The organism is Streptomyces violaceorubidus (genome assembly GCF_000717995.1).
Classification (GTDB): Bacteria; Actinomycetota; Actinomycetes; order Streptomycetales; family Streptomycetaceae; genus Streptomyces; species Streptomyces violaceorubidus.
Genome location: NZ_JODM01000089.1, coordinates 1 through 3,584 on the forward strand (window position 1 = coordinate 1; position 3,584 = coordinate 3,584).

General features: G+C 68.6%; 2 protein-coding genes. Both read right to left on the reverse strand.

The window, feature by feature from the left end; genetic code table 11:
- A partial coding sequence (locus IE94_RS36585; protein ID WP_209441109.1) for a hypothetical protein occupies positions 1-1,705 on the reverse strand: 1,705 nt, incomplete at its 3' end.
- A 745-nt stretch (positions 1,706-2,450) separates the two neighbouring features.
- Positions 2,451-3,584, reverse strand: a 1,134-nt coding sequence (locus tag IE94_RS40135; protein ID WP_157849442.1) for a hypothetical protein, incomplete at its 5' end; no start/stop codon positions are given.

A 3,584-nucleotide genomic window follows, 5' to 3' on the forward strand; every position in this document is an offset into this window, starting at 1 on the left:
CCGCAGCCCGCGCCCGCGTCACCGCCGACTCGACCTGTTCGGCGCTACCACGCATCACCACGTACGCCACAGCCGCCACGTGCTGGTCCGTCTGCGACAGCGCGGTGAAATCCCCGGCGTGGACGGTGAACCGCCGGATCACCGCGCCGGTGCCCGCGGGCGTTCCGCCGAGGAGGGTGTGGGCCCGCCGCAGAGCCCGGTGTGCCGGCGACGTGGACGCGGGCTCCACCGGCGCCTTCGCCCACAACCGCTGGAAAGACCGCACAGCCCCCGCATCCAAGGCCGTCGTGCGTTTCACCTGGCCGGTACCGGGCGGTTCGGCGTCGGGAAGCGCTGTGGGGGTTTGGGCGGATACGTGTCCGGGTGCTGTGCTCTGTGTGCCGGGCATCGTGCCGCGGACCAGTTGCCCGGCGACCGCGTTCAGCACACGGGCGTCTTCTAGTGTGTGGGGCCTGTTGCGCAGGTAGGAGGTGACCGTCGCTTCCCAGTACGCGGCCTTGTCCGGCGCGGAGTTGCGCAGGGCCTGCGGGCCGGCCACGAACGACGCTGCCGTGCCCGCGAGGTCCCGGGCGGCATCCGTGGAAGACAGGGCCGGGCCCGCCGAGGGATCCGGCCGGTTCGTGAACTGTTGCGCGTAGCGGGGTGCGGCGTAGCGCAGCAGCCCCCGGGCCCATTCACGGATCCGGGCGGCGGCCGGGCTGTCGGGGGACACCCCGGCTCTGTCGTAGAGCGCCTGGTAGAGGCCGGTCATCTCGGGAGAGGACAACGCGAGGGCGAGGGTGCCGCGTTCAGGAGCTTCCGCTTGCGGGGCCGTGACCGTGGTCGTCAGCTCGCGGGCAGTGCCCCGGGCCTGCGTGCCGGTCCAGCCCGCCACGAGGCCGTCGAAGAACTCCGCCCGCTGCGCAGACCGCTCGCGCAAGTACGGCGCGTCGTGGAAGTAGAACATCGCGGACTCCGCGAAATCACGCTCCACACTGCCCAAGCCGTAGGCGGAGGGCGGTGTCTCCCCCTGCAGCAGCCGGTGCCCGTCCGCACTCCACGGGCCCACCTGGGCGGCGAACCCGGGCAGTTCACTCTCCAAATCCCGGGCGATCCGCTCGGCTGCTTCCCGCACCGTCTCCCCCGGACGCGGGCCACGCTCACCGGGCAGGCGTCCCAGCAAATCCTCGACCGCCCGAGCCCGCCGCGGCGACTGACCGCGCAGGGCATCCGGCCGCGCCAGGTGCAACTCCAGCGTGGCGAGAAAGTCCTCCCGGCTCGCCCCGGCTCCGACAGCGCCCACCAATGCGTCGGCGCCGCCGTAAAACCTGTGGACGAACGCCGGCAGCGCGTAATCCAGCAGCCGGACCGCCAGCGCCCGCGTCAGGTACCACCCCACCGCCGGCGGGCCGAACTCCTCGTCCTCCCGTACCGCGGCCGGCACCTCGACCCGCGACGTCGCGCCGTCGTCCGCCTGCACACCAGCGACAGCCGCCCGCGAAGGGGCCGGCCCGGAAGCCGTCAGCCGGACCGCAGTGACCTCCTGATCAGCCCTGTCCCGCGCCGACTCGACACGCCGGCCACCCAGAATCGGCGCGAAATGCTCCAACGCCGCGTACACCTGCTCCAGCGACGCCGCATCCCAGCCCGCCCGGCGGCCACCCGCACCCGCCTCGGCCTCCACCCGGACACCGAACCGCAGGAAGATCTCCTGCTGCCGGCCCAACACCTCTGCCTCCCGGACACCAGCAGCCCCGTCAGAGCCGACAACGGCCCCGGCATCCCGGGATCCGCGGCCGCGTCCGTCCCGGGCGGAAGAGCGGACCTCGCCGGCCGTCTCCCGGACCGCAGACACCTCCCGGGCACCGAGCCCGTCGTGCAAAGCACCCTCCCCCTCACCCGCAGCGTGCCCGGCTCCGTGCACCGACTCCGTCTCCTGCGCGGACCGCGGCACGTCCCTCGACACCGCGTCGTCCGCGTGCACGGCCGCATCCCCCACGACGTGCCCCGGCCCCGCGGTCACCACCTGCCCGGCGTCATCCCCCTGCGCGCCCGGGACGAGGATGGCGAACACCGCGTGTGAGACGCGGCCGGTGCCCGACCCGGCGGAAACCCCTGCCGGAGTCTCGGTCTCCCCCCGGTGCTCCGGCCCGTACCCGCCCTCGGAGCTCGGGCCACCGCCCAGATCCGCGTCCTCGGTGAGTGAAACGGCAGACCCGTTTTCTGGCTCCCTGCCGAAAAGCAGCGGCTCGCTCGGACCCGATGAGTCTCTGAACACCGGCGAAGTAATCGAAACGGTGGTCTCGTCGACGCCAGTCGTATCCCGCTCAGGGGAGGCCACCGGGGCATGGTCGTGTTGCTCCTGCTCGTCCGCACCGACAGGGTACTGCGAACCGTGAGGCACGTCACCGACGCCCGGTTCGGCCGAATCCCCCCTCTGGCGCCACCCGGCAATCAGGCGATCGAAGAATTCAGCGCGAAGTGGTGCCTTCTCTCGTAGAAGCGCGTTCTCGTGGAAGTAGTACTTGGCGGTTTCTGCCAAAAGCGAGACGAGGGCGCCCGTTCTCCCACGTTCCTACCTGATCGATGAACCACGGCAACTCATCCGAGAGCTCACGCACGATGCGTTGCGCAGCACTGCCTACTGACTCGCCGGGCAGCCGCGTCAGGACGAGTGGGTGCTTGCGCTGGAGGTCGGCTATCGCTTTGGCGTGCCGAGGAGCTTGCTGCGGAAATTTGACATGTGCTTGAAGGTGACTTGAGATGGACCATTCAAAGTCGACCTCGGGACTGAAGGCCTCCACTCGGAAGGGCTTCCACGGAGATTCGACACCGTCCCAGAAGCTTTTTGTGAAGTCATTCAAAGCGTAGCCCAGAAGCCCATGCGCCAACTCGTGAGTCGACGTACGCATCACCCCGTCATTCACGCGAAAATGCGCGCTGGCATAAATATTGAACAGCTTCCGTGATTTGAAATACTGCCCTGTGGCGTCGAAATATATTGCATTCTTACTCAGCGCAGATCGCACTGCGCCGATCGTCGTCACCTCCTGATCGAAGCTGCTGCGGCTAGAATCTTTACGTCGTCCTCCCAGGATAGGTGCGTAGTCACTGAGCGAGGCGCGGGCGCTCAACTGCTTCAATGTGTTGAGATGAAGAGGCAGAGGGGTGATCTTCGCCTTGACAGCATCAGCAGCTTTCGGGCTTTGCTCCAGAACCGCCTGTACGCCGGCGGCGGAATTGAAGGTGATATGGTATTCGGCCTCCATCTTCTGTATCAGTCGGCGGCGCTCCAGTTCACTGTTCGCGAATTCACTTTTTTCTTCGACATGAACGTCGGGCGCGCCGGTATCACCGTCGTCAGGGACGGCGAAGACGTGACCACCGTCAGCGGTGTGTGTCGGTACCGTCTGGTCGGCCGCCGCCGTACGGGTGCCAGGGCCGGGCGCGGTCGTGTGCGGGGTGTCCTCACCCGGCTTCGCGGCGAGGTCCGCATCGGGACGCAGGGTGGGGGCGTCTGCGTCGCTCGTCACGGAGCGGGTGAGGTCCATGGCGGCATCGGCGGCGGGCGTGATGTCGGACTCGGGTGACCTGTTGCTGTCGGC